Origin of the sequence: Streptomyces sp. NPDC050636 (assembly GCF_040654775.1) — a bacterium.
Lineage (GTDB): Bacteria > Actinomycetota > Actinomycetes > Streptomycetales > Streptomycetaceae > Streptomyces.
On record NZ_JBFAIP010000001.1, the window covers coordinates 195,457 to 220,932 of the forward strand.

General features: G+C 70.7%; 21 protein-coding genes. 12 read left to right on the plus strand and 9 right to left on the minus strand.

The genetic code is table 11. The features are described from left to right. Positions 1–31: 31 nt before the first annotated feature. Positions 32–1,345, minus strand: a complete 1,314-nt coding sequence (locus AB0I10_RS00980; RefSeq protein WP_363150140.1) for a HAMP domain-containing sensor histidine kinase — start codon at positions 1,343–1,345, stop codon at positions 32–34. Then, the gene (locus AB0I10_RS00985) at positions 1,342–2,079 is read right to left on the minus strand and encodes a hypothetical protein (protein ID WP_363150141.1); all 738 of its coding nucleotides are present in this window, start codon (positions 2,077–2,079) and stop codon (positions 1,342–1,344) included. Before AB0I10_RS00985 ends, AB0I10_RS00980 begins: the two co-directional genes overlap by 4 nt. A 305-nt stretch (positions 2,080–2,384) precedes the next feature. Between AB0I10_RS00985 and AB0I10_RS00990 the strand changes: the two genes are divergently transcribed. Then, positions 2,385–2,711: a hypothetical protein gene (locus tag AB0I10_RS00990; RefSeq protein WP_363150142.1), complete on the plus strand. Its 327-nt coding sequence runs from the start codon at positions 2,385–2,387 to the stop codon at positions 2,709–2,711. A gap of 72 nt (positions 2,712–2,783) precedes the next feature. Here the strand turns inward: AB0I10_RS00990 and AB0I10_RS00995 are convergent, their stop codons facing one another. After that, complete coding sequence (locus AB0I10_RS00995) at positions 2,784–3,674, minus strand: isocitrate lyase/phosphoenolpyruvate mutase family protein (RefSeq protein WP_363150143.1); 891 nt, start codon at positions 3,672–3,674, stop codon at positions 2,784–2,786. A 122-nt stretch (positions 3,675–3,796) separates the two neighbouring features. On the opposite strand from AB0I10_RS00995, the gene AB0I10_RS01000 reads away from it, so the two are divergent. Both AB0I10_RS01000 and AB0I10_RS01005 read left to right on the plus strand, forming a co-directional pair. Continuing rightward, on the plus strand, positions 3,797–4,513 hold the full coding sequence (locus tag AB0I10_RS01000; RefSeq protein ID WP_363150144.1) for a helix-turn-helix domain-containing protein: 717 nt from the start codon (positions 3,797–3,799) through the stop codon (positions 4,511–4,513). 237 nt (positions 4,514–4,750) lie between these two features. Further along, positions 4,751–5,053 (plus strand): ADP-ribosylation/crystallin J1, encoded by a 303-nt coding sequence (locus tag AB0I10_RS01005; protein ID WP_363150408.1) that lies wholly within the window; start codon positions 4,751–4,753, stop codon positions 5,051–5,053. Between the two features lie 195 nt (positions 5,054–5,248). Here AB0I10_RS01005 and AB0I10_RS01010 read toward each other — a convergent pair whose 3' ends face one another. After that, positions 5,249–6,754, minus strand: coding sequence for a glycosyltransferase family 39 protein (locus tag AB0I10_RS01010; protein WP_363150145.1), 1,506 nt, complete (start codon positions 6,752–6,754; stop codon positions 5,249–5,251). Positions 6,755–6,997: 243 nt separating this feature from the next. Next, positions 6,998–9,724 carry a D-alanyl-D-alanine carboxypeptidase gene (locus AB0I10_RS01015; RefSeq protein ID WP_363150146.1) on the minus strand — a complete coding sequence of 909 codons (2,727 nt, stop codon included), beginning with the start codon at positions 9,722–9,724 and terminating at the stop codon, positions 6,998–7,000. Positions 9,725–9,962: 238 nt separating this feature from the next. On the opposite strand from AB0I10_RS01015, the gene AB0I10_RS01020 reads away from it, so the two are divergent. The 3 genes from AB0I10_RS01020 (at position 9,963) to AB0I10_RS01030 (ending at position 12,411) form a co-directional block, all read left to right on the plus strand. Then, positions 9,963–10,736, plus strand: coding sequence for a GPP34 family phosphoprotein (locus tag AB0I10_RS01020; RefSeq protein ID WP_363150147.1), 774 nt, complete (start codon positions 9,963–9,965; stop codon positions 10,734–10,736). 356 nt (positions 10,737–11,092) lie between these two features. Beyond that, on the plus strand, positions 11,093–11,959 hold the full coding sequence (locus AB0I10_RS01025) for a helix-turn-helix transcriptional regulator (RefSeq protein WP_363150148.1): 867 nt from the start codon (positions 11,093–11,095) through the stop codon (positions 11,957–11,959). 242 nt (positions 11,960–12,201) lie between these two features. Beyond that, complete coding sequence (locus AB0I10_RS01030) at positions 12,202–12,411, plus strand: DUF397 domain-containing protein (RefSeq protein ID WP_363150149.1); 210 nt, start codon at positions 12,202–12,204, stop codon at positions 12,409–12,411. Between the two features lie 131 nt (positions 12,412–12,542). On the opposite strand, the gene AB0I10_RS01035 is transcribed toward AB0I10_RS01030, so the two are convergent. Continuing rightward, on the minus strand, positions 12,543–13,487 hold the full coding sequence (locus tag AB0I10_RS01035) for a hypothetical protein (RefSeq protein WP_363150150.1): 945 nt from the start codon (positions 13,485–13,487) through the stop codon (positions 12,543–12,545). Between the two features lie 170 nt (positions 13,488–13,657). Here AB0I10_RS01035 and AB0I10_RS01040 point away from each other — a divergent pair, with 170 nt between their 5' ends. The 4 genes from AB0I10_RS01040 to AB0I10_RS01055 all read left to right on the plus strand — a co-directional run bounded on the left by AB0I10_RS01040 (position 13,658) and on the right by AB0I10_RS01055 (position 18,605). Further along, on the plus strand, positions 13,658–14,893 hold the full coding sequence (locus AB0I10_RS01040) for a PLP-dependent aminotransferase family protein (protein ID WP_363150151.1): 1,236 nt from the start codon (positions 13,658–13,660) through the stop codon (positions 14,891–14,893). 118 nt (positions 14,894–15,011) lie between these two features. After that, a complete protein-coding gene (locus AB0I10_RS01045) occupies positions 15,012–15,671 on the plus strand; it encodes a DUF2690 domain-containing protein (RefSeq protein ID WP_363150152.1) in 660 nt (219 codons plus the stop codon). Positions 15,672–15,854: 183 nt separating this feature from the next. Further along, positions 15,855–16,640 carry an SDR family oxidoreductase gene (locus AB0I10_RS01050; protein WP_363150153.1) on the plus strand — a complete coding sequence of 262 codons (786 nt, stop codon included), beginning with the start codon at positions 15,855–15,857 and terminating at the stop codon, positions 16,638–16,640. A 387-nt stretch (positions 16,641–17,027) separates the two neighbouring features. Further along, positions 17,028–18,605: a sodium:solute symporter family protein gene (locus tag AB0I10_RS01055; RefSeq protein ID WP_363150154.1), complete on the plus strand. Its 1,578-nt coding sequence runs from the start codon at positions 17,028–17,030 to the stop codon at positions 18,603–18,605. Positions 18,606–18,694: 89 nt separating this feature from the next. Here AB0I10_RS01055 and AB0I10_RS01060 read toward each other — a convergent pair whose 3' ends face one another. Further along, positions 18,695–19,210 (minus strand): DUF4345 domain-containing protein, encoded by a 516-nt coding sequence (locus AB0I10_RS01060; RefSeq protein ID WP_363150155.1) that lies wholly within the window; start codon positions 19,208–19,210, stop codon positions 18,695–18,697. On the opposite strand from AB0I10_RS01060, the gene AB0I10_RS01065 reads away from it, so the two are divergent. Further along, the gene (locus AB0I10_RS01065) at positions 19,209–19,982 is read left to right on the plus strand and encodes an AraC family transcriptional regulator (RefSeq protein WP_363150156.1); all 774 of its coding nucleotides are present in this window, start codon (positions 19,209–19,211) and stop codon (positions 19,980–19,982) included. The genes AB0I10_RS01060 and AB0I10_RS01065 overlap by 2 nt on opposite strands. Before the next feature lie 82 nt (positions 19,983–20,064). Here AB0I10_RS01065 and AB0I10_RS01070 read toward each other — a convergent pair whose 3' ends face one another. Continuing rightward, a complete protein-coding gene (locus tag AB0I10_RS01070) occupies positions 20,065–21,186 on the minus strand; it encodes an ADP-ribosylglycohydrolase family protein (RefSeq protein WP_363150157.1) in 1,122 nt (373 codons plus the stop codon). Positions 21,187–21,627: 441 nt separating this feature from the next. Between AB0I10_RS01070 and AB0I10_RS01075 the strand changes: the two genes are divergently transcribed. Next, a complete protein-coding gene (locus AB0I10_RS01075; protein WP_136741392.1) occupies positions 21,628–21,882 on the plus strand; it encodes a hypothetical protein in 255 nt (84 codons plus the stop codon). 50 nt (positions 21,883–21,932) lie between these two features. Here AB0I10_RS01075 and AB0I10_RS01080 read toward each other — a convergent pair whose 3' ends face one another. Continuing rightward, a complete protein-coding gene (locus tag AB0I10_RS01080; RefSeq protein WP_363150158.1) occupies positions 21,933–25,334 on the minus strand; it encodes a tetratricopeptide repeat protein in 3,402 nt (1,133 codons plus the stop codon). Positions 25,335–25,476 lie beyond the last annotated feature (142 nt).

Sequence of the window (25,476 nt, forward strand, 5' to 3'; positions counted from 1 at the left end):
CGACCGGCGGGGGATCGGTGAGCGGTGCAGGTCAGCGGTGGGCGGAGGGCATGCGCCTGGGTGGCTGATCCGGCAGGTGAAGCGTCGTCCGGGCGCCGCCGTCCGGGGCGTTGCCGAAGCGCAGGTCGACGCCCAGGACGGCGGCCTGGCCCACCGCGATGGTCAGGCCGAGGCCGTGGCCCTTGCCGCGGCCGGGGGCGTCGGTACGGAAGCGCTGCGGGCCGTGGTGCAGCAGCTCGTCGGGATAGCCCGGCCCGTGATCGCGTACTTCCACGGTCGGCGTGCCGCCGGGCGGCGCGTCAACGGTGACCACGACCGGGGGCGCCCCGTGCCGGTGCGCGTTGATCACGAGGTTGGCGATGATGCGGTCGAGGCGGCGCCGGTCCGTCTCGACAACCGTGTCGGCGGCGGTGCCGGTGGCCGGGTCGGCGGCGATGCGCACCTCGGTGTCGAGCCCGGTGGCGCGTACGGCACGTTCGACCAGCGAGCCGAGTTCGTACGAGTCGAGGTCGGCGTGTTCGGCGCCGGAATCCAGCCGGGAGATCTCCAGCAGATCCTCGGTGAGCCGGTGCAGCGCCCGCAGCCGGTCGTTGATCATCTCCTTGGGCCGGCCCTCCGGGAGCAGATCGGCGGAGGCGAGGATGCCGGTGAGCGGGGTGCGCAGTTCATGGGCGACGTCGGCGGTGAAGCGCTGTTCGGCCTGGAGGCGGCTCTGCAGGGAACCGGCCACCTGGTCCAGGGCCGCGGCCACCGCTGCCACCTCGTCCTGGGCCGCAGACCCGCTGCCGGGCTTCCGCCCCATGCAGTCGCCGACCCGGGCATCCAGATCGCCGGCGCTGATCCGGCGGGCGACGGCCGCGGTGGTCACCAGCCGGCGGCTGATGCGCTGAGCGAGGAGCAGCCCGGCGAACGCGACGGCGGTGGCGGCGAGCACCGCCGAGCCCAGGATCGCCGTATCGAGCATCTCCAGGGAGCGCCGGGCGCTGCCATACGGCGACCAGACGGCCAGCACCTGGCTGTCCGCAGGTGCCGCCGCCCACATCACGGACTTCCCCCGATACGTCCCGACCATGCTGCCGCGTTCACCGGAGTGCGCCAACGAACGCAGTGGAGCGGGGAGTTCGGGCGGATTGAGGAGGGAGTTGATGCCCTCGCGCGAGGTGCCGTACTCGAAGAGGTCCAGCGCGGTGTCGAGGTCCTCGCGGGCGTGCTTGCGGACATGGCCGACGGTCTCGCGCGCCACCGCGTTATGGACGAGCACACCGAGGACGGCGGCGACGGCGCAGCACACCGCCGTCACGGTCAGCGCGAACTTCCAGCGGATCGAGACCGCCAGGCGTCTCACGACCCGCCTCCGGGGGACGGAGAGCCACCAGGTGGCGGAGAGCCGACGGGTGACGGTGAGTCACCGGGCGTCGAGGAGCCATCGGGGGAAGGTGAGCTCCCCGATGACGGGGAGCCGGCGTCCGACGGGCGCGGTGCCTTGCGGGCGTCGTCGAGGGTGAGGTCCCACAGGCCCATCGCGTCACCGTCCCAGACGTAGTCGGTGACGCTGACATAGCGCGGGTCCTTGGTGGGCTCGCGGAGGGAGAGGTGCCCGGCCGCCAGCTCGACGCCGGCCAGTACACCGCGCAGCGCCAGCACCCGGGTCACGACCTGGCGCCGGACGCTGTAGACGCGCAGCTCGCTGTTGCGCGGATCGAGGTCGACGACCGTGATCAGGTCGGGCTTGCCGTCGTCGGTGAGGTCATGCAGAACGGGACGGCGTACGGATTTCGGGGCGGGCGGTGTGCGGCCCTCCGCCTCGATGTCTGCGTCGAGGACGGTGAGCGCGTCCGCGTCCGTCATATCGCCGCTGGGGATGCGTGGCACACCCGGGACGGGCTTGAGGACGGCCGGATTCTCGTCCCGGCCGAGCGGGGCGGGCGAATAGCCCGGCCACAGCGGGACCGGCGCCTTCACATCCCTGGCCCGCCCCTCACTCTCCAGCCCCTCCAGCCCCGCGCACCCGGCGACGAGCGCGAGCACGGCCGGCGCGGCAAGGGAGACCAGCGTCCCGCGTGCCCGCCACCGCCACATGCCGCCACCGCCTTCCCGCCGTCACCCTGACCTGTCGTGCCCACACGTTGACCTGTCGTGCCCACGCGTTCGCACACCCGCCGCGCACGCCTGCTACCCACACTCGTAGCGCATATATGGGGGCATAGCTTGACCAAGCTACCCAAAGTGACGGATGGACTGCGTAGCGCGCGCCCTCGTTTCGTCACACGACTGACCGCAGAGATCTTGCCGACTGTTACACAACGGATGGATCGCCGTTAAGGACGCTCCGTAGCGTTTCCTTCATCAAGCAGTCCGTCAGACCGTCCGTCAGAGGAGAACCCATGCGCGGCCAGCGCCGCTCCGTGATCCGTACCGCCACCGTCGCGACCGGCGCACTGGCCGTCCTGCTGCTTCCCGCAGGCGCCGCCTTCGCCGCCGACTCGACCGCCCCCACGGGCGGCCGCACGTCGATCATGCTGCCGGACAACGGGCTGGCCGGACTGGCCGAGAAGGCCGGACATCTGCCCAAGGCCGGGCTCATCGGCGGTGCCGGCGCGCTGGGTGTCGCGGGAGCGGGCCTCGCCGTGCACCGCCGGCGCCAGGGGAACCAGGTGGCGGTGGACCGGTCGGTCCCGTCGCGACAGGGACACCGCGCGCAGCGCGCCTGAACAACGACGCCCGAGCCACACGGCGCACGTCCGCACGTCCACGGCGCCCGTCCGCCCGTCCGCCCGTCCGCCCTACCTCAACCCTTCCCCCGCCAGCCGCTGCACCTCCGCGTACCCCGGTACGTCGTCTTCCGCTCCGGGCCCGGTGCCCGGCCGCCGACCCGCACGGACGGACTCCGCCGCCGCGAGCGCGGCGTGCAAGGCCGTACGGAAGAGCAGCGAGCCAGTGCTGATACGGCGTACGCCGAGCTCCGCCAGACGACTGACGGTGTGCCGCCCCGGAGCGAAGAGGACGTTCAGCGGGGCGGGCACGGCGGCGACCAGCACCGATATGTCCTCGTCCCCGACGACGCCCGGCACGAAAATGCCGTCGGCGCCCGCGGCCAGATACATCTCGGCGCGCGCGAGCGTCACCGAGAGAGGCGGCGGGGCGTCCGTCAGCCAGTGTGTGTCGATCCGGGCGTTGAGGAAGAGCCCCGGCGCTCGCTCCTTCACCGCGGCGATCAACTCGGCCTGGCAGGCCGCATCTTGGAGCCCTCCGCCGCCGGGCAGTCCGTCCTCCAGATTGAGACCGGCGGCTCCGGCCTCCGCCAACTCGCCGGCCACACCACTGACTTGTTCAGGGCCGTCGCCGAATCCCCCCTCGATGTCGATCGTGAACGGGCACGGCAGCCGGCCCGCGAGCCCCCGCGCCAGGGCCAGCGTCGCGTCCCGGACCTCGGGAAGCCCCTGCCCATCCGGCCGGCCGTGAGCCGACGCGACACCCAGGCTCGTCGTACCGATCGCCGCGTGTCCGGCGCCGGCGAGCGCTACGGCCGAGGCGACGTCCCAGGCGTTGGGCAGCAGCAGCGGCTCGTCGGCGTGGTGGAGTGCGTGGAAGGCGGAGGCGCGGGAGGAAGAGGCATGGAAGGCGGAGGCGTGGGAGGGGGAGGCGGTGGCGTGGGGGAAGGTGGCGGTGGTCATGCGGGCACCGTAGGCCGGGGTCGTTGCGGTGAGCGCCGAAACGTTGCGGCGGACAATGGGCTCATGACGACTTCGACGGGCGATGACGCCTCCGGTGGCCTCATCGCCGATCCGGTGACCACGTGACGACTCCGGCGTACGGCTCCGAGCTCGCCCGGCTGGCCGCGCTGCTCGCGGACCGCACCCGGGCGACGTTCTGTCTTGCGCTGCTCGACGGGCGGGCCTGGACCGCCGGTGAGCTGGCGGCGTATGCGCAGGTCGCGCCGTCGACCGCGAGCGAGCATCTGACCCGGCTGACCGAGGGCGGGCTGCTCGTCGAGCAGCGCCAGGGCCGCCACCGTTACGTCCAGCTCGCCGGCCCGCACGTCGCCGAGCTGCTCGAATCGCTGACCGCCCATCTCGACCCGCCGGCCACGGCGCCGCGCGGGCTGCGCGCCGCCAACGCGTCCGCCGCGCTCGCCCGCGGCCGCACCTGTTACGACCACCTGGCGGGGCGGCTCGGCGTCGCCATCACCGACGCGATGACCGGGCGCGGGCTGCTCGACCAGGACGGCGGGTTCGCGCTCACCGACGCGGGCCGGGAGTGGCTCGCCGACGGCCTGGGCATCGAGCCCGCCGCACTACATGGGCGCCGCCCGCAGGCCCGGGGCTGCCTCGACTGGACCGAGCGGCGGCCGCATCTCGCGGGCACGGCCGGCGCCCGCATCTGCGACCGGCTGCTGGACCGCCGCTGGGTCCGGCGCATCGGCAGCGGCCGGGCGGTACGCCTCACCCCGGACGGCGCGACCGCGCTCCACGACCTGCTGGGCATCGAGGGCGCGGCGGCGGGGTTGCTGTAAGCGGGAAGCCGGCTGCCGCACCCCCGCCAGGCACCCCGCCACCCGCACCCGCGCACCCCCGCCCCGCCTGCCCCCGCGCCCGTATATCCCCGTGCCCGCGCCCCGCACTCCCCGTACCGTACGACCGTGATCGAGACGACCCGCGACGAGACCGCTCCCTCCCCCAAGCACTCAACTTCTCAGGGGGGACCGCCATCCCGTACCCTCTGGCGCCCCACCGGCCCCGAGGAGCTCGCACTGGTCGAGGCCTCCGGCTGGCGCGCCTGGCCGCCGCGCCTGCCCGACCAGCCGATCTTCTATCCCGTACTCAACGAGGACTACGCAATACGGATCGCCCGCGACTGGAATGTGCCGGCCTCCGGCATCGGCCATGTCACCCGCTTCGAGGTCGAGTCGGACTTTCTCGACCGCTATCCGGTACGCCAGGCGGGCGGCCGGACGATCCTCGAACTATGGGTGCCCGCCGAGGAGTTGGAGGAGTTCAACCGGCATATCGTCGGCCGCATCGAGCTCGTCCACACCTTCCACCCGCAGCAGTAGTGACGCCGCCACCGGAGCCTGTAACACCGTCACAGGCTCCGGATGACCGGCTTGGCGCCTCTCCGGATGCCCCACCTACCACCTCCCCGCCTTCCCTTCCGCCCAGGCGCCGACGACCACGCGCCCCCGAACGGCCGCCCGGCCCCGAGCAGCCACCCGGCCACCCAAGCCCCGCCCACCCCGTAGGACCGGCCCCTACCGCCCGCACTCCCCCGGCCGCGCGTACACCGTGATCCGGGCGCCCCGGACCCCGCGGCTGGCGCAGGCCTCGAACGAGTCCCACAGGGTGGCCCGTTTGGCGATTTCCTGGTCGTTGTCATCGACCGGCTGGTCGTCCGGGTCGCCGGCGACCGTGATCCGGCGGACGGCGAGTATCCGGTCCCGGATCGCATCGCCGGACCGCTCGGTGCCGTAGAGGGAGTGCGATTCCACCGGGCTCCTGGCCAGGGCGAGATCGGCCAGCCCGCTGAACTCGTGCGGATGCGCCGCCATCCAGATCCGGCGCCGGGACGGCATGAACAGCAGTCCGTCCCCGGGCTCGGCCACCTCGCGTACGGCCCGGGCAACCGCAGAGGCGTCGTCAACCCGGCTGTCCGGACTGCGCAGATGGACGTTGACGGGCAGCAGCGCCGCCACGACCAGCACCAGAGCCGCCGCCCGCCGCAACCGCCGGCCATGGGTCTGGCCGCGCTCGCCGACCGGCCGCAGCAGGCGGGCCAGCGCGGCACCCGCGAGCAGCGCGAATCCGGCGACGTAGTAGAGGACGTAGCGGTCGACGTACGCCGGTTCGGCGTACGAGAGGAGGAAGAGGAGGAGAGTGGGCAGGAGCAGCAGGGGAATGCCGATGGCGCGCAGGCCGATCGGGCCGGCTGGGGGTACTCCCCCAGCTACCGCTGGGGGCACCTCCACCCGCGCCCTTGAGGCGTGGGGTAGCACCGGGACCCGGGCGGCGGCGACACCCAGCACCGCCAGCACGGCGAACGTCAGCAGCTGGACGGGGTCCGGCCACATCAGCCAGCCGATCTGCGCCGACTGCCGGGTGCTGAACACCGCGAGCGGAGCGAGACCGGCGAGGACGCTGACGGAGGCGAGGGCCCAGGAGCGCCGGACACGGCGCGGCAGGCGCGCCACGATCACCGCGGCGCCGTGTGCCGGCAGCGCCAGCGCGGCGAACTCGTGCAGCATGCAGGCGAACAGCATCAGCGCCGCATAGCCGACCCACAGTTTCCGGCGCGGCCGGGCGGCGGCCAGCACCAGCAGATACGTGGACCAGACGACCAGCGAGCAGACCATCGCGTAGGAGCGGCCCTCCTGCGCGTACTGCTGCACGACGGGGATCAGCGCGAACGTCACACCCGCGAACAGCCCCGCCCGCCGCCCGACCAGGCGCTGCCCCAAGAGGGCGACACCCGCCGCGGCGACGGTCATGGCGGCCACCGACGGCAGCCGCAGTCCGGTCACGTCACCGAGGACGCCGCCGAGCGTGGCGTCGTAGCCGGCGAACCAGCAGTGCATCAGCGCGTAATACAGGCCGTGGACGACATCGACATGCATCAGCGTCGGCCACAGTTCGGCCAGGGAGCGGTGCGCCATGTCGTACGTGACGGCCTCGTCCCGCCATATGGCGTCCTGCCGGCGGATGCCCCACGCCCCCAGGAACAGCATCAGCATCGAGGGAACCAGCACCACCGCGCCCCGCACCGCCCGAGTATCACGGGCGGTTACGGAGGACGCGGTCGTCGTCTTCTGCGCTTGCACTACGTCGATGACGGACTCCGGTCACAGTCACGTAGGGGACGCACTACTAGGGGCACCGGTAGCGATGCACCAGGAGGGATGCAGTGAGGGACGTACTAAGGGATGTACTAAGGGATGCGCCAACGGGTCGTGCGGGGCGAGCGGGCGGGTCCGGGCCGGTGAGCGGACCGGCCCGGAACCCGTCGCTCATCCCAGGCGCGTCAGCTTGGCGCCGAACGTCGGCTCGGTCAGGTCCTTCTGGAGCGCGACCGGTACCTTCTTCGCGTTCTCGCCCTTGCCGACCGTCAGCACACCGACCTTGGTGCCGGCCTTCGCCTCGTGCGGGACGGGCTTGCCGCCGTCGCTGATGGAGAAGGTCGCCTTCAGACCGGGCCAGCCGATCGCCGACAGGTCCTTGGTCGCGACGACCGGCGTCTGACCGCCGAGCCCGTCATCGACATAGCCCACGACCTGGCCCTTTTCCACCACGGTGGCCGAGACCAGGGAGTCCTTGGCCGCCGTGATCACCTTCGAGGTGTTCTGCAGGGCCAGCAGGAGGTGGGCGTTGGGGTCGGGGCTGTTGGTGCGCTGATCCATCGTCACACCGAGCAGCATCTGGTCCTTGTCGCCGACCGTGCGGTAGGCGGCCCACATGAACGCGCCGCCGGCCGGCGTGCTCGAACCGGTCTTGATGCCGCGCACCACACCCGGCATATCCGTGAGCAGGCTGTTGTTGTTGTAAATCTTCTCCGGAAGGCCCTCGATCTGGACGTTCTCGGTGAGCACGACCGAACGGAAGGCGTCGTTCTTCATGACCTCTTCGGCGAGCTTGAGCTGATCGACGGCGGTGCTCACGGTCGACTTGTCCAGGCCGCTGGGGTCGGTGTACGTCGTCTTGGTCATCCCCAGCTTCTTGGCGGCGGCGTTCATCTTCTTCACGAACGCCTCCTCCGTCTGGGAGTCCCAACGAGCCAGCTGGCGGGCGGCGTTGTTACCCGACGGGATCATCAGCATCTGCAGCATCTGGAACTGGTTGAACTGCTGCCCCGCCCTGAGCGGCACCCGCGACTCGTCCTTCTTCTTCGAGTCCGCCTCCGCCTGCGCGTCGATCGTGATCGTCTGACCCTTCTCGTCCTTCTTGAGAGGGTGGTCGCGCAGGATCACATACGCGGTCATCACCTTGGCGACGCTCGCGGTCGGTACCGGCTTCGCCTGGCCGGACGTGCCCATGCTGCCGACACCGACGACCTCCGCCGCGGACTGGCCCTGGTCGGGCCACGGCATGGAGAGCTTGCCGCCCGCGAACGTGAACGCGGTCGACGAGCCGACGGCGAGCGCCGGGGCGGGCAGCGACCGCACCGCCTGGACGATCACAAAGATGATCGCCAGCAGCACTACCAGCGGGGTCCAGATCTTGAACCGGCGGACGACCGTCCGCAGCGTGGTCTCGGGCGGCGCCGGGGTGTTGGTGAGCTTCGCCAGCAGGTCGAGCGGCGGCAGCGGCTCCTGCCGGGTCCGCTCGGACTCGGGCAGCGTGCCGCGCTCGGGCTGAGGCTGCTCCTGGGGCCGCTCGGGCGCGGTGGCACCGGTGGCGGTTGCTCCGGTCGCGGCCGCGGCGGGGGGCGGGGTGCCGGGCTTTGCGGGCGCGGCGGGTTTGGTGGACTCGGCGGGGAGCGGCGTCCGGGACGCCTTGTCGGGCCTGCGGGCGGGCACCGGAGCGGGTGGGGCCGTCTTGCTCGCCGTCTTGCCGAGCGACTTCTCCGCCACACCGTCGTCCGCCGACTTCAGCGCCACGAACTGGCTGGTCCGCTCGGCGTCCCGCTCGGGCGCGAGGGTGCCGGAGGCGGCCTTGGCGTCCTGCTTGGCGTCGTTCTTGGCGTCCTGCTCGGTGGCCTGCTTGGCGTCGTTGCCGGCGACCTTGCCGCCACCCTTGTCAGCGCCACCCTTGTCAGCGTCACCCTTGCCCTTTTCGCCCTTGCCCTTTTCGCCCTTGGGGTCTTCCTCGCCCTTCCCCTTGGCCTTGTCCTCGCCGGGCGGGGTGATCTTGAAGGCCGTGGTGGGCTGGTCGACGGGCTGATCCGCCGCGAGCTTCCCCTTCAGGTTCCCGATAGCAAACACTCGGGTCGCGTTATCGACCGGCGGCTCGTCGGCCTCGGCGTCGTCACCGGCCTTGCCGCCGCTCTCGCCGTCGCCCTTCCCATCGCCCTCGCCGCCGCCCTTGCCCTTCTTCGGGCCGACGGTCTTGAACACGGCGGTCGCCTGATCGACGGGCTCGGGCTTCGGCTCGGACTTCCGCTCGGACTTCAGCTCGGACTTCAGCTCGGACTCGGCCTCGGAGGCGGACTCAGCCTCGGGGGCAGGCTCGGGCTCATCGGCAGGCTCGGGCTCATCGGCGGCATCCGCCTTGACCTCGGCCTTGATCGCCTTGACCTCGGCCTTGGTCTCGGCCTTGGTCTCGGCCTTGGTCTCAGTCTTCACGCCCGGCTTCGCGCCCGGCTTCGCGCCCGACTCCTCGTCCGGCTCCGCGTCGCCACGATCCGCATCCGCATCCGCATCCGTGTCGGCGTCACCGTCACCGTCGTCGGCGGCGTCACCGTCGTCCGCGACGTCGTCGTCATCCGTACTCGCGACCCACGCGGCCACAGCGGCCCGCAGACGGTCGTCGCCGCCCCCGGGGCCACTCCCGGCGCCCTCGCCGTCCGCCACGGCCTCCTGGGACGGCTCAGGCTCGTCCCCGGACCGTTCTCCGGCACCAGCAGCCGAACCGTCGCCCTTACCCGACTCCGTCGGCTTATCCGATTCCGCCGGCCCACTCGACTCCGCCGGCTTATCCGGCCTCTCACGGAAGACGGTCAGGCGCGGATCACGTTCGCCCCCCGCCGTCTCCCCCGACGACTGCTTCTTGTCCGACTTGTCGGGGGACTCGCCCGCCACCGATGTCTCCTTCATACGTCGCACTGCTGCCTGGCCCAGTGTTCCCAAGTGTCCTGTGTACGCGTGGCGCCATCTCGCCGCCACGCGAATCACGACGCCGCACGCCCCACGGAAGGTATCGCCGACGTGCAAGACGAGAACGACATACCTACCGGTTCCATATCGAAACCACCACGCACCCTCGACAGATGAATGTGAGAGGGGTCACCCTGTCATTCATCCACGCGGGGAGGCATGGATGGGCAGGAGCCGCAGAACAATTCCGGAGGAGCTTCTGCTGCTCGCTTTGGACCCGACCACGGGCACCACAGCGCAGCCGCAGTCGCTCGACCTCGGCCTGGCCGGGGCACAGCTAGTAGAGCTGGCTCTGGCAGGACGGATAGCCCCAGACGGGGATCGTATCGCCGTGGTGATGGCACGGCCGACAGGAGATCCGACTCTGGACTCCGCGCTCGAACTGCTGCGCCGACGCGGCAGTCCGGTGCGCGCGGTCCACTGGATCGGCGGGCCCCGGCTGGGGCTGCGCCAGACGTATCTCACGCATCTGGAACGGTGCGGCATGGTGCATGCCGTGGCGGGACAGATGTGCGGGGTGCTGCCGACGACGCGCTACCAAGCGACGGAGACGGCCATCAGCCGGGAAATCAGGGCCCGGCTCGACAACGCGATCCGCACCGGCGTACCGCCGGACCCGCGGACCGCGGCGCTCGCCGCGCTGGCCCATGCGGTCGGACTCGGCAAGCACCTCTACCCAGGGAACGAAGGGCGGTCATCGCGCTCCCGTCTCCGGGATCTGATCCGGCACGACCCGATGGGCGGGCTGGTCGCACACGCCGTCATGGATGTGCAGAACGGCGTCGCGGCACAGCCTCGACGGGCACAGGTCGCGGGCGGACCGGGCAGCGGCCCGGGAGTCCGGCAGCCGGCGGCCCGGGCCACGGCGGACACGGCCGGAGTGCCGGTCCAGTCGCGGCACGGCCACGGCAGCATGGCCCGCGTCGGAGCCCGCTGACGTATGGCGCCGCACCACAGGTCAGCAGTCGCACACGCACACGCACCCCGGTACGTGCGCGTGTGCGAGTGCGAGTGCGCACCAACCGCGCGTTTACCCGGACCACGGGAGCTCGCCGCCTGACCGGCCCGCTCGGGCGTACCGCTTGACCGCACCACCGACCCCTCATTCCCGTTCGGGAGCCGCAGCAAGAAAGCGCGGGGTGGTGGGCCGGCCGTTCTGGACGACGGCCGGCCCGCCACCCCACGCGCATGCTCGCTCGCCTTCTGTGTGCGTTTGACTGCGCGGCGTCGACCTGGGGTGGCACCCTGCTGGGCAGGAAACGACAGCAGTACGGAGCCGGAGGTGCACGTCCCGTGGCGTCCAATGTCAATCCCACCGTCAGGCGACGCCGGTTGGGCCAGGAGCTGCGCAGGCTCCGCGAGCTCAAAGGCATGACGGCGGAAGAGGTGGCCGAGCGTCTGCTCGTCTCGCAGTCGAAGATCAGCCGGCTGGAGAACGGCCGCCGCAGCATCAGCCAACGCGATGTCCGCGATCTGTGCGGCGTCTACGAGGTCGACGATCACCGCATAGTCGATTCGCTGATGCAGATGGCCAAGGATTCGCGTCAGCAAGGCTGGTGGCACGCGTTCGGCGACATCCCGTACAGCGTCTACATCGGCCTGGAGACCGAGGCGGCCTCGCTGCGGGTGTACGAGTCCCTTCTGGTACCCGGTCTGCTGCAGACCCCCGGCTATGCCGAGGCGGTCATTCCCGGCACGGTTCCGGAGCTGGCGCCCGAGCCGCTGGAGAAGCGCATCCAGGTGCGGATGCGCCGCCAGGAGCGGGTCAATGACAGCAAGCGCCCGCTGCGGCTGTGGGTGGTGCTGGACGAGGCCGCGCTGCGGCGGGTGGTCGGCAGCCATCTGATCATGCGCGAGCAGTTGGACCATCTCGTCGAGATGAGTCATCTGCCGCATGTGACGGTGCAGGTGCTGCCGTATGACACCGGTGCGCATGCGGGGATGTCGGGAACGTTTTCCATCCTGGAATTCGACGATGCCTCCGATTCGAGTGTGGTCTACATCGAGGGCGTTACCAGTGATCTCTATCTGGAGAAAACCAACGATGTGCACAAGTACACGATCATGTACGAGCATTTGCGCGCCCAGGCGCTGAATGCGGACCAGAGCCGGGAGTTCATCGCCTCGGCGTCGAAGAGGCATGCGGACGCAATGGGGTGAGAAGCCGCGGGTTTCGGAATGGGTGCGGGAATGGGCGCGAAATGGGCCGGTGAATGGGCCCTGACGGGCGGAATCCGGCATTCCGGAGAACGGGGCGGCACGGTACACCAGGCTCCGTCTCCGTGAAAAGGGATCAAGAAATATGCCATTCGGAAGGGTGAACGGCCACTGTGGCCAGTGATGTTGGCGACTAGCGTCAGCATTACCGAATCCGCAGCAACTCAGAGTGAGTCGGAGTGAACATGGCCATTCAGCCCAATTCCGCATTCTCGTGGACCAAGTCCTCGTACTCCGGTGGCAACGGCGCCTGTGTGGAGATCGCCGTGCCCACCACCGCAGCCATCGCGGTGCGCGACTCCAAAGACCCCGACGGTCCGCGCCTGACGTTCGACAACTCGTCCTGGAAGAGCTTTGTGTCGGACGTCGCCGGCGGCGCGTACGGCCTGGCCTGACCCGGACCGCAACCAACCGCGGTCCGTGTGACCGCACCGCAGATACGAGCCCTCTCGACTGGATCGCCGTCCCGGCCGAGGGGGCTCGGCCCTGTCCGCGTGCGGACCGCGGCCTCCTGGACCGCGTCCGGTCAACGGAGTTCGGCCACGTACCGGTCCGTCCCGGGGACGGTCGGAATGAACGGCGCCACCAGCTCCACGCGTCCCAGCCCCGACTCGGCGACGGCCGCCTCCCGGTCGGCGAAGTGTTCCGCCCAGGCGTCGCGCGGGTCCTCCTGGAGGAACCAGAGCAACGTCAGCCGGGTGTCGACGCCCTCGACCTGCTTCACATACGTCATCCGGTCCCCCGGCAGCGGCGTCGGCCGGAAGACCGTGACCATCGCCGCCGGCGAGCCCGCCAGCCGCCGCGGCAGATGCCGGGCGCGCAGCCACTCCAGCAGTTCGGCGCGGCGCTCGGGACCGTCCGCGTCGATCACCTCCAGGACAAGTCCGGCGTACGGGTGGTCCAGTGCGTGGAAGTCCCGGGGGCCCGCAGCGCCGTCCCGGTAGACCGTCGCCGCATGGTCCTGGAAGGCCGTGAAGACATGCGTACGGTCCTGGTAAACCCGGCCGTCCCGGTTGAGGCGCTTGTTGATGCCGACGGTCCACTTCATGTGCTCGTCGTAGCGGCCGTCGGTGATCCAGTACGTGGAGAGATAGCAGCCGGCCGTGACGGGCCGAGCGACGGCGGACTTCTCCGGGTAGCGCAGCAGTTGCAGGTCGCGGGTGGCGACCCAGCGGCGGCCGGCGAACATCCAGGGCATCGCCATCGCGCCCGCGATGTAGTGGTCGTCCTCGTACCAGCGGTTGTAGGCGTACTCATGGCCCGGGTGCGGTTCGACCATGGTGATCAGCGCATGCCCGGGGTGTACGCCGTAGGGGCCGACGGCGGCCAACTCGGCGTAGGTCGCGCTGCCGGTGCCTGTGGCGGCATGTGCGGTATCGGTGGTGGCCTGTGCGGTGTCGCTGGTGGCCTGTGCGGTGTCGCTGGTGGCCTGTGCGGTGTCGCTGGTGGCCTGTGTGGTGTCTTCGGTCATGGCAGACAGGTGTAGCTGACGTACCGTCAGAAGGGGAGGGGGTAAAGCGGTGGATCCGTCCGCCGGTTCACCATCCGGGCAGGTCTGCACATGCCGCCCCTGGCCGCTTATGCTCCCTGCCATCTACAGCTAACGACGGTTAACGCAGACTACGAGCGATTGGAGCCGCCATGCCGGACGCGACCCTTGCCGACGCCACCGCCCCCGTCCCCGAGCTCGCCGCCCGCGCGGCGCAGACCGGCAGCTCGCCCGTACGCGACATCCTGGCGCTCACCGCCCGCCCCGAGGTCATCTCGTTCGCCGGCGGGCTCCCCGCGCCCGAACTGTTCGACGCGGCAGGGATAGCCGCCGCCTTCCAGCACGTGCTGACCGAAGCGCCGCGGCAGGCCCTGCAGTACTCGACCAGTGAGGGCGATCCGGCGCTGCGCGCGGCCGTCGCGGGGCGCACCACCGCGCGCGGACTGTCCACCGCCGACGACGATCTACTGGTGACCACCGGCTCCCAGCAGGGCCTGTCGCTGCTGTCCACCGCACTGCTGGAGCCGGGCGATGTGGTGCTGGTCGAGGACCCCTGCTACCTCGCGGCGCTCCAGATCTTCTCGATCGCCGGCGTCCGGGTGGTGCCGGTGCCGACCGACGACGAGGGCCTGGACCCGGCCGCGCTGGACGAGATCGCCGCGCGCGAGCGGCCCAAGCTGCTCTACATCGTGCCGACGTTCCAGAACCCGACCGGCCGGACGCTGTCCGCCGAGCGCCGGGCCGCGGTCGCCGGGGTCGCCGCCCGGCGCGGGCTGTGGATCGCCGAGGACGACCCGTACGGCGAACTGCGCTTCGAGGGCGAGCCGGTGCCGTGGATCGCCTCCTTCCCCGGGGCCGAGGACCGTACGGCGCTGCTCGGCTCGTTCTCCAAGGTGATGGCGCCCGGTCTGCGGCTCGGCTGGCTGCGCGCGCCGGCCGCCCTGCGCCGCGCCTGTGTCATCGCCAAGCAGGCAGCCGACCTGCACACCTCCACCGTCGACCAGGCAGCCGCGGCACGGTACCTGGCGGTCGCGGACCTGGACGCACATCTTGAGCGGGTGCGCGGCGCGTACCGCGAGCGGCGGAACGCCCTGGTGGACGGGCTGGCCGCGGCGCTCCCCGAGGGCTCGCGGTGGAACCGCCCGTCGGGCGGCATGTTCGTGTGGGCGACGCTGCCCGAGGGGTACGACGCGACGGCGCTGCTGCCCGAGGTGGTGCGGCATGACGTCGCCTATGTCCCCGGGGCACCGTTCTTCGCCGGGCCGCCGGACGCGGCGGCCGCCCGTCTGTCGTTCGTGACGCACTCGCCGGCGGAGATCCGCGAGGGGCTGGAGCGGCTGGCGGTAGCCCTGGGGAAGGCCCGAGGGGACGTCCGCCGGGAGGGGTGAGACGGCGCGCAGCCTGCGCTCGGGGGGCGCGTCCAAGGGCGAAAAATGCGCTTCCGGAGGCCCCTCCGTATGCCGGAAAATGGGAGGTCCTCGGCACGTGGACCTCCCTGGAGGCCGGATGACCCAAGGCGTGGACGAGCCGGCGCACAGCCCGGCGAACGACGATCCCGATCCCACTCCCGATCCCACTCCCGCCCCCAGCCCTCACCCTGATCCCGCCCCCGAGCCGGATGCCGATCCCGCAGTCCCGCAGCGTCTTCGGGCCCGGCTGCGCGGCGTCGGCCCGTGGCTGCGCGCCCATGCCAAGCACGCCCTGGTCGTGGGACTCGTCACGGCCGTCGTGACCGGAATCGTCCCGATCGTCTTCACCGACTTCTGGAAAGGCGTCACCGAGGACCCGCCTCCCGAGTGCCCCGGGGCGGGCTGCACCGGAAAGAATCCGAAGAAGGAGTGGTGCGCCGGCGAAGCGACCACCTGGCAGCCCGATGGCGGCAACCCGGTGGCACTACAGGTCCGTTACAGCAAGCGGTGCCCAGCCGTATGGGGAAAGATCACGCAGGGCGAGCCCGGGGACACGGTGTCCGTCCGGCTGGACGGCGGGGCGAAGCCGACCCAGCACAACTCCATCGACTACGGCCCCGATCAGTTCACCAACATGGTGGCGGTCAGTGAGACCTTCCACGTCAGAGTCTGCGCGACTCCGACGACCAGCCCCAAGCGCAAGGGCCGCTGGGTGCAGTACTGCATCGAGGCGACCGAGCGGTCCGACTGGCAGTAGCGGCCGAACCGGCAGTAGCCGTCGAACCGGCAGTAGCTGCATAGCGGTCGAACCGGCGAAGCGGTCGCAGGGTGGCCGCGCCCCGCCGCTGCATCCCCGCCGGTATGGCCTTCGCACGCCCCCGACCCTATTCTGACGCACTGTCAGAACAGGGTCGGCAGAAGGCACGACCGGGAGGCACGCATGCTGCTGCGCAACAAGACCGTCGTCGTCTCAGGCGTCGGAACCGGGCTCGGCCATCAGGTCGCGGCGGCGTGTGTACGGGACGGTGCGGCAGTGGTCCTGGGGGCCCGCACGGAAAGGAATCTCGCCAAGTCGGCGGCGCAGATCGACCCTTCGGGGGAGCGTACGGCCTGGCAGGCGACCGATATCGGCGATGAGGCGCAGTGCGAGGCGCTGGCCGCGCTCGCCGTGCGGCGGTTCGGGGGAATCGACGCGGTGATCCATGTCGCGGCACTGGACTCACTCTTCGGGGGCCTGCGGGACGCCGACTTCGGCTCCTGGCGCGATGTCGTCGACGTCAACCTCTTCGGCACACTGCGGATGACCCGCGCCTGCCTGCCGTCGCTCACGGCGCGGGGCGGCGGATCGGTGGTGATGATCGGCACCCAGTCGTCGGTCGCCGCCCCCTCACAGGTGCAGCAGGCGGCGTACGCGGCGTCCAAGGGCGGGCTGGTCTCGGCGATGTACTCGCTGGCGCGCGAGCTGGGGCCGGACCGGATACGGGTCAACACCGTGCAGCCGGGCTGGATGTGGGGCCCGCCGGTGGAGGCGTACGTACGGTTCACGGCGCACAGCGAGGGCGTACCGGAGTCCGAGGTGCTGGACCGGCTCACCGAGCGGATGGCGCTGCCGGAACTGGCGACGGACGCCGATGTGGCCGAGACGGCGGTCTTCCTGGCCTCCGATCGGGCGCGCGCCATTACGGGGCAGTCGCTGCTGGTCAATGCGGGCGAGTTGATGCGGTAGCCGATGCGGGCGAGTTGATGCGGTAGCCGCCCGCCGCGACCCCATTCCCCCTTTCCCTCAGCATTCCCCCTTTCTCCCAGCCGGCCGCACGGGATCCCGCTCCCGTGCGGTTTTGCGTTCGGGCATACGGCGCCCGGCGAAGTGTCCGTTCATCGTGTGTTCGGCGACGCGGTCGGGACAACGCCCCTCAGGGTCAAGAGAAGGCAAAACGTTCGCTTTCCTGATTGCAGTTCACATTCATGACCGCTCATAGCCTTGACCGGCCCGCTGTCGGACGGTTCAATCCACGAAGTCCCCGACTCCCGCACGGGGATACCGCCCCACCGGACGTCACGGCGAAGTGATGCCAGGTAAGCAACGTTCACAAGGCGGACCCCTGGAGGGGGTATGAACAGTCTCGACTGGGCCGTACTCATCGGCTACTTCGGTGTGATGGTCGCGATCGGTGTGTGGTCGCACAAGCGCGTGGACGACGTCAGCGACTTCTTCACCGCGGGCGGCAAGATGCCGTGGTGGCTGTCCGGTATCTCCCACCACATGTCCGGCTACAGCGCGGTGATGTTCACCGGCTACGCCGGCATCGCCTATCAGTACGGCGTCACCTCCTACGTCACCTGGTCCTTCCCCATCGCCATCGGTATCGCCATCGGCGCCCATCTGTTCGCGGGACGGCTGAACCGGCTGCGCTCACGGCTCGGCGTCGCCTCGCCCCTGGAATACCTCAAGAGCCGCTACAACCTGCCGACGCAGCAGGCGCTCGCCTGGTCCGGCGTACTGCTGAAGATCGTGGACGTGGGCGCCAAGTGGGCCGCCATCGCCACCCTGCTGTCCGTCTTCACCGGCCTCTCCCTCAACCAGGGCATCCTCATCACGGGCGTGATCACCGGCGTCTATTGCACGGTCGGCGGGCTGTGGGCGGACGCGCTCACGGAGCTGGGACAGTTCGTCATCCAGCTGCTGGCGGGTATCGCGATGCTGGTCACCGTCATGGGCAAGCTGGGCGGCTTCAGCTCGCTGTGGACCGTATGGGACAAGCTGCCGGACACACACACCCAGCCGACCGTCGGCCCGTACACCCTCACGTTCCTGCTCGCCTATCTCTTCATCAAGACCTTCGAGTACAGCGGTGGCATGTGGAACCAGGCGCAGCGCTATATGGCGACCCGCAACGCTCGGCAGGCCAAGCGCTCTGCGCGGCTGTCGGCGGCGCTGTGGTTCATCTGGCCACTGGTCCTCTTCTTCCCGATGTGGGTGGCTCCGCTGCTGGTCAAGGCGGAGAAGCCGGACGCCTCCGACTCGTACGCGCTGCTGACCGAACGCCTGCTGCCACACGGCCTGCTGGGCCTGGTCACCGTCGGCTTCTTCTCCCACACGATGGCCATGTGCTCCTCGGACGCCAACGCCATCTCCGCGGTCTTCACCCGCGATATCGCGCCCGCGCTGCCGAAGCTGGGCGAGAAGGCGCGCAACTGGTCCCACCGGGCCGGTCTGCTGGCGGCGCGGCTGTCGACGGTGGCGTTCCTCGCGCTGTCGATGGCGATCGCGACACAGGTCAACTCGCCCACGTTCAAGGACATCATCACCGTCGTCATCAAGTGGGTGGCGGGACTCGTCGGGCCGATCTCCATCCCGTTCCTGCTCGGCATGCTGCCGGTGTTCCGTAAGTCCGGCCCGACGGCGGCCCTGACGTCCTGGGCGGCCGGGCTGTTCGCGTTCTGGCTGACGAATTACGGGCTGAGCGATATCCAGCTACAGATCCAGATCGTGTCCCCGGTCGCGACGTCGCTGGTCCTGTTCATCCTGATCGGCCTGATCAAGCCGGAGGCCACGGACGAGCGGGACGCACTGCTGGCGCGGATCAACTCCGGGGGCGACGGGGACGGCGGGGACGTGTCGGGGGCGGCTTCGGGGGCGGTTACTGAGGGGGAGAAGCGCGTGGAACGGGGGGCGCCGAGGACGGGGTGAGGGCCGGGCTAGTCGTGGGGCTTTGGGGTCGTGAGGGGGAGGGGTTGGGGGGTAGGAGTTGGGGGGCTTGCGGGCTTTGGGGCCTGGGGTCACGTCATCGTGACGGTGGCCAGCAGCAGGCCGCCGCCGACCAGCTCCACCCAGAAGTAGAACCACGAGGGGTACCAGGAACCCGGCGGCTCGGCGATCCGCGCCGCGAGCCGTCCGCCGGCCATCCCGAGCAGCGCGACCGCGACGGCGAGCACCGCGCCCCGGCGCAGCGCGTCCGCCGGATCGACCGCGGCCCAGCCGAGCAGTGCCGCCATCGCGACGCCGAACCCGCCGTACACGGCCCGTACTTCGGTACGGGCCGCCGCGCCGCCCAACCCGATGCCGAACGGCCGGACCAGAGCGGCGGGCGCGGCCAGCCCGTACATCCCCATGCCGAGGAAGAAGAGCGCGAGGGCGGCCGTGGTGAGCGTCCCCGTCGTGGCCATCGTGTACGTCGTGGCCATCGCGTCCGTCGCGACCATCGCGTCCGTCGCAACCGCCATCTTCGTCGTCGTGATGGCCACGTTCATCGTCGTGATCGCCATGTTCATCATGTCGGGGAGGATGCCGGTCATGACCGATGACGCGCTTTCACCAACGTGCTGCCCCGAGCCATCGGCCCGGCTCAATCTGTGGCCCGGACGTGCCGTCTACAGCGGCCCCTCACTGGAACTGGACCTGCACTCCGGCTCGGTCGCCGTACTCGCCATCGGCACGGACAAGGAGTTCACGCTGGAGACGGCGGACGGTACGCGTCGCACGGCACGCGGTGCGCTGATACGTGCACGGGTGCCGCACCGGATCGAGGCCCACGGCGGCTGGATGACCTTTTGCTACTTCGAGCCGGGCTCGGCCGCGGAACGCGCCTGCGTGGCAGCTCTGGGGGCGGGCGAGGCACCGGTGGCGGTCTCTGCCGCCGAGAGGAAGGACCTCGTGCAGCTCTGTGTGGCACCCGAGAGGCCCGAGAGCCCGGACATCGATCCACGTATCCGAGCCGCCGCGCGAAAGCTGCTAAAGGATCCCCAACTGGCTGACGGTGCAACGGAGTTCGCTTCCAGAGTCGGCCTGTCCAGATCCCGTTTTCTGCATCTCTTCCGCGAGCAGACCGGTACGAGCTTCCGCCGCTACCGGATGTGGGCGCGGATGCTGCGCGCCGGGAGAGCGTTCCTGGACTACGGCACGCTGACAGATGCAGCCGCGGAGGCGGGCTTCTCCAGTCCGTCCCACCTCAGCAGCGCCTTTCACGCCACATTCGGCCTCCGCCCGAGCCGACTGCTGGCCGCCGGCTGCGTGATCGTCGACGAGACGTACGCGACGACCTATTGGACGAACGAGGTGAGCGGGTGAGCGGGTGAGCGGGTGAGCGGGGCGAGTGGGCTGAACGGGGCGGACGGGGCGGCATTTCCGGCCCTGACCCATCGGACAGGCCCTAGGCACGTGGATAGCGCGCGAGCCAGCCCGGCGCCGATCCCGCCGGGCCGTGCAGCGCCGGCCCCTGCGTCATCTCCAGCGCGAAGTCGTCGGCGAGCTGCAAGATCGTGTCCCGGCCCTCCAGTTCGACCAGCCACACCGGCGGCAACGCCGTCTCGCCGTGCAGCGTGCCCAGCAGATTGCCGCATATGGCGCCGGTCGAGTCGCTGTCGCCGCCGTGGTTGACGGCGAGCAGCAGCCCATGCCGGATGTCCTCGGCGACCAGCGCGCAGTACACACCGATCGACAGCGCCTCCTCGGCCGTCCAGCCCTCCCCCAGCGACTCCACCCGGGCGGGCGTCGGCATGCCCTGCCGTACGGCGCCGAGCGCGCGCTTGAGGGCGTCCGTGGTCTCCTCGTGGCCGGGGCGGGTGGCCAGATGCGCCAGGGCCTTCTGGACGCCGCCGTCGAGGTCCTCACCACGGGCCAGCGAATGGCTGATGATCGCGAACGCGCCGGCCGCCAGATAGCCGGTGGGGTGGCCGTGCGTCTGCGCGGCGCACTCGACGGCCAGCTGGAAGACCAGCTGCGGCTCCCAGCCGACGAGCAGGCCGAACGGCGCGGAGCGCATCACGGCGCCGCAGCCCTTGGAGTCGGGGTTCTTGGGCTTCTCCAGCGTGCCCATCTTGTCGTCGCCGAGGCCGCTCAGGCAGGCCCGGCCGGGTGCCCGCCGGGAGTAGAGCCACTCCTCACGGGCGAGCCAGCCGTCGTCCTTCTTGCGCTCGTCCGGGCCCCAGTCGCGCTGGGTGGCGGCCCACCGCAGATAGGCGCGGTGAACGTCGGTGGGCGGATGCCAGGCGCCGGTGTCGCGACGCACCTGGGCGCGTATCAGCCCGTCGACCGTGAACAAGGTCATCTGGGTGTCGTCGGTGACCGCGCCGCGCCGCCCGAAGGCCGGGACGAAATCTGTCACGCCCTCCTGGCCGTGCGCCTCGCGGATCGCGTCGAGCGAGTCGAACTCGATACCCGCGCCGAGCGCGTCGCCGATGGCGCCGCCGAGCAGACAGCCACGCACCCGGCTGCGGAAGTCCTGCTGTTCGGCGCGGCCCCAGATGGCGGTGTTGCCTGCCACTGCGCTCATGCCGAAACCTCGCTCCGCTCGGCCCCGCACTCGCGAGGCGCGCACCTTCCCATGGCTCGCTCGCTCACTACGCGACCTCCCGAAGCTCACAACGTCGCGGGGCCTTGCGGCCTCCCCTGGCGGCACTTTAATCGACCAAGAATGATCGATTCGGGGCCAGGATCGTATTGCGAACAGTCGCCCGTGAGGTGGCTTTTGATCGGTACGGTCCGGAGGGTCCTGTTGGGGCGGGTCCTGTTGGGGCGGGTGCTGTTGGGGTGCGTGCTGTTGGGGTGCGTGCTGTTGGGGTGCGTGCTGTTGCGGATGTCCCGTTGCGGCGGGTGGCGGTCGGTGGGGTGAGTGGCGTCCCGAGTCCAGATCTGACATCCACACCTCCCGTCGCCCGCCCGCACACTCACCCGTTCGATGATGGCGATGCCTGCTGCTGGGCATGCTCACCCCATGTCCGAGTACGAGTGGGATCGCACCACCATGGCCGTCGTCGCCTCGGCGCTCTCCGGCGACAGCGACGGCGCGGTGGAACTCCTCCGGCCGCTCCCCCAGCGCGACGTCTGCCATATCGCCGTACGGCTTGCCGCCATGGCCGCCGACGCGCTGATCGTCGCCGCCCAGGACACCGGAGGCGACCGCGAGGAGGCTCTGTCCCAGTGGCAGCAATGCATCCTGCAGCATGAGACGGAGCACGGCGGGGAGTGAGCTGCTGCGCGGGGGGCGTCGGCCGACGGCGGTCCTGCCGCGTCAGCCGGTCACTCCGACGGCCAGCTGGACGTGTCGGCAGCCGTCGCTGCCATCCTGCGTATCAGCCCGTCTCGTATCGCCTCCAGCCGTTCGGTGTCCGCGCCCGGCAGCCGTGCAAGATCGCGTACCCCCAGCTCGGTCTCGGCGACGGCTGACCACGGGCCGCCGTCCAGCCACTCCGCCACGATGGCCTCGGCGCCCGCCCAGTCGCCCAGGGCGCACCGGCTGACGACGGCAACCGCCGCCGCGCCTATCGCGCCGTCTCCGTCGTTCCCAGGGCGGGCTTCCTCGTTCCCAGGGCGGGCCTCCTCGCTCCCGGAACGGGCTTCCTCGTCCCGGAGCGCCACCCATTCGGCTGCGGCCGCCGGCACGCCGCCGAGGGCGCCGGTCAGCATCGCCGCCTCGTACCGGACGATCCGCCCGGCGGCGGCCGCATCTGCGCCCCGAACTCCCTGCTGCTCCACCTGCTGCTCCCCCTGATCGAAGGCTTCCCGTGCCGCTTCGATTGCCTCCCGTGCCACGTCAAAGTGGCCCGCACGGCGCAGGCACCCCGACTTGAGTGCCAAATTGAGGGCCAACAGTGATGCATCCGCCGCGCCGTCGCCGAGAGCGCGCTCGAAGTCGGCCAGGGCGCGAGGCTCGTCTCCTCGAAGAAGGTGCGTCCTGCCACGCAGGGCCAACGTCCGGCCGGCGTCCGCTCCGAGTTCCAGGGCCCGGTCGAAGTCCGCGAGGGCTTCCGACAGCCGACCCGTGAGGAAGTTGGTCTTCCCCCGGCTCGCTACGACGCTGTGGGAGTCCGGTAGAAGGTGGATCGCTGCGGAGAGTTCCGCATGGGCGTCCTCCGTGCGTCCCATCATCGCCAGCACCATGCCGCGCTGCTCGCGGATCAGGCCATTTGCGGGGTGGAGAGCGAGCGACCGGTCCAGGGCAGCCAGCGCCTCCTCATGGCGCCCCAACAGGCGCAGTACGCCGCCACGGGCCCCATGGGCCCAGGCATACCCGGGATCGATGGCGATGGCCCGCTCGACCTCCATCAGCGCCTCGTCGTAGCGCCGCATTTCCAGGTAGGTGCTGCCACGCTCCCCCCATACCCAGGGGTCGTCCGGATGGAGCTCGGCGGCGCGGCCAAGAGCGGCGAGGGCTTCATCGAAGCGGCCCATGAAGCGCAGGGTGATGCCTCTGCGGGCGTGGGCCCAGACGTAGGCGGGATTGACGGCCAGGGCTCGGTCGAACTCCGCCAGGGAGAGTTCGTACTGCCCCATGTCGCGGTAGGTCGCGCCCCGTTCGGCCATCGCCCAGGCATACTCCGCGTTGATCTCGATGGCGCGCTCCAGGCCCGCGAGCGCTTCCTCATGCCGGACGAGGCGGCGCAGGCAGACGGCGCGGCTGGCGATGGTGAAGGCGTGGCGCGGGTCGAGCTCCAGGGCGCGGTCGAATTCGGCGACGGCCTGTTCGTGGCGCCCCAAGAGGCGATATGCCTCGCCGAGTTGGGAGGCTGCATCCACCGAGTCGGGCGTGATCTCCAGGGCCCGGCGGTAGTCCTCGGCGGCGCGCTCGAATGAACGCATATAGCGGTGGGTCAGGCCGCGGCCGATCAGCGCGCGGGCATTGCGCGGCTCCAGCTCCAGACAGCGGTCGAAGTCGGCGAACGCCTGCGGCCACGCTTCGGTCTTTCGGTGTTCGCGACCCCGGATGCGGTGGATGCGGGCCTGCTGGGCCACATCGAGTCCGGGGCGGGCGAGCAGTGCGGTGAGGACTTCGGTGAGGCCGCCGCCGTCCTCGGTGAGCGCTGCGGAGAGCCGGTCGCCCCAGTCGCTGACCTCTTTTGCCCCGGCGTCCTCGCCGGCCTGGCGGATGGTCTCGGCCACTCTGCGGACGGCGAGCCGCGCGTGATCGGCGGCGTCCAGGACGTCGGACAGCGCCTCGGCCAGGGAGGCCTGGGGGTCCGCGCAGAGGGAGTGGTAGATCTCCTGGAGCCGGTGGCCCAGACGTTGTTCGTCGGCCCAGAGGCGGGTGGGGTGAGTGTCGGTGGCGTGAGTATCGGCGGGGTCGGGGAGGCCACTGACGGGGGCCGCGGCGGCGAGCTCCGTACGTCGACGCCGGGCCGCCTCGGCGAGGTTACGGTGCCGGGCCGTCCAGGTTTGCGGTGATCTGCGCCGCTGGAGGCGCAGCATCGCCGTTCGCACCACCTCGTGGTACTGCCAGCGCCCCGCGCGGTCGGCGACGAACGGCAGTCCGCGCAGCCATCCGAACTGTTCGGCGGCGGACGCGTCCACGGCGGCACGGAAGATGTCCTCGTCCAGATGGCGCGGCAGGGCGGCCGCCAGCGCCGCCTCACGACGTACCGGATCGGTCTCCCACTTCAGGAAGCGTTCGACGGCTGTGTCACTCGGGTCGTCGACCGCCTCGGCGGCCTGCGGGCGGTTCTCGGCGAGGGTGGAGACCAGCACCGGCAGGCCGCCGGAGAGCCGCAGGATCACCTCGACGATGCGCTCGTCGGTGATGTCCCTGGTTGCCAGGAACTGCCGCGCCTCGGCCTCGGTGAAGGCGTCCAGCGGCAGATCCGCCACACAGTCCAGGTAGTCGGCCCAGCAGCGGCGGTCCAGTGCGGTCTGGCCGGCCAGGGTCACCACCACGTTGGGCGCCAGCGGGCCGTAACGGTCGCTGACCAGGACATCGCGCAGCCAGGTGTCCAGCAGCGGCCCGGTACGTTCATATGTGTCGAAGAAGAGTGCCAGCCAGCGCACCTCGTCCGCGGCGGCACTCAGCTCACGGACGAACACCGGCGTCAGGGCCTGGAGCGGCGACATCACCAACTGAACGTCGTCGTGGTTGCGCAGCCGGCCGCTGAGAAGCCCGCGCAACCGCTCCGCGCCGCGCGCCACCTGGCCGGGGTCCAGTGCTCCGGTGAAGGCGCCGACGCCGGGGAGCAGCCCGAGGCCGGCGAGCCCGGCCTGGGCGGCCATCATGCTGCCGGACGAGGGCGCCGCGCCCTGGAGATCGCCCGGGCCGGCGGGGTCGCCCGGGCCATCCGCCGCGGCCGCCGCCTCGACCTCGTACCGCCGCTCCCGGTAGGTGGCGAGCAGCTTGTCGAAGGCCTTCATGGGGCGCCCCTGCGCGGCCAGTTGGCCGCTGATGGCTGCCATCGCATCGGGGACGCCGTGCACGGCTTCGTCCACGTACGCGGTCGGCGCGCCATGCTCACGCGCCGTCTCCACGAACTGCCGGACCAGGGACGTCTTGCCGACGCCCGCTTGGCCGTGCACATGGAACAGGAACTGTTGCGCCGGGTCGTCCACGCCCCGCGCGAAGTTGTCGCGGAACGCGGCGATCTCGCCGCGCCGTCCCACGAATCCCTCGCGGCGGCGGAGCCGGATCAACTCCTGCCGCGACAGCCTGCTTCGATCCACCGTTTCCACCCCCCTTGCGTCGGCCGTTACCGGCCTCTGCCGGCCTTGCTGCCCTGCTCAAGCAGATTAGCCTTCGGCGGAGTCGACGACTTGGGGCTGTGGATAACTCCGGCCAGGTGGATAACTCCGGCCAACTCGCCGG